This window comes from Nonomuraea sp. 3N208 (assembly GCF_052245935.1).
GTDB lineage: Bacteria > Actinomycetota > Actinomycetes > Streptosporangiales > Streptosporangiaceae > Nonomuraea.
In genome coordinates, this window is the sequence record NZ_JBQQBR010000170.1 from 1 (window position 1) to 980 (window position 980).

Annotated in this window: 1 protein-coding gene; it reads left to right on the top strand. The window is 66.4% G+C overall.

Annotated elements, in window-relative coordinates; translation table 11 throughout:
• Window positions 1–96: 96 nt before the first annotated feature.
• On the top strand, window positions 97–980 hold an 884-nt coding region (locus ACTWPT_RS60055), incomplete at its 3' end, for an MFS transporter (protein WP_443186490.1).

Here is a 980-nt window from a genome sequence, read left to right on the forward strand (position 1 = left end):
TTGTGGGCGGTGTCGGATCGGGTCGGGGGTGTTCGTAGTGGGGGTGAGAGGCCGCCCAGGAGGGGCGCCCCGACGGAGCCGAGAAGGACGTTCCTCATGACTACCTTGACGGAGCCGGGCACAGTCACCACACGCCGCTCCAGCCGCCGGATATGGGCGATCCTGGGGCTGGTGCTGGTTGCCGACGCCCTCGACGTGATCGATGCAACAGTCACGAACATCGCCGCCCCCACCATCGCCGGCGAGCTCAACGGCGGTGAGAGCCTGATCAAGTGGTTGGGGCCGGCGTACATGCTCGCCATGGGTGTCCTGCTCGTGGTCGGCGGACGGCTGGGTGACAAGTTCGGCCAACGCAGGCTTTTCCTGATCGGCATGGGCGGGTTCACCCTGGCCTCGGCAATCGCCGGGTTCGCACCTGACCCGGCCCTGCTCATCGCCGCCCGGGTTGCTCAAGGAGCGTTCGGGGCTCTACTCATCCCGCAAGGCATGGCGATCATGACGAAAGCGTTCGACCGCGACATGCTCGCCAAGGCGTTCGGGCTGTTCGGCCCGGTTCTCAGTCTCTCCAGTGTCGGCGGCCCGGTCCTGGCCGGGTTCCTCATCAGCGCCGACGTGTTCGGTCTGTCCTGGCGCCCGATCTTCCTCATCAACATCATTCTTGGCGTTATCGGGCTGATCATGGCCGTCAAGATCCTGCCGCGTGACGACGACGCCGACCGGTCCACCGTCGTCGACGGCTGGGCCTCCGGCCTGCTTGGGGTTACCATGCTCGGGCTCCTGTACGGCCTGATCGAGGGCTCGACCAACGGCTGGGGCGTCATCCCGATCGTCTCGATCGTCGTCGGCGTCCTGTTCTTCGCTGCCTTCGCCTACCGTCAGCGCACCGCGACCCACCCGCTCATCAAGCCCTCGCTCATGAAGAACCGGGGTTTCACTTCCGGATTGCTCGTGTGCCTGGTCGCCGTCGCCGCCGGCACCGG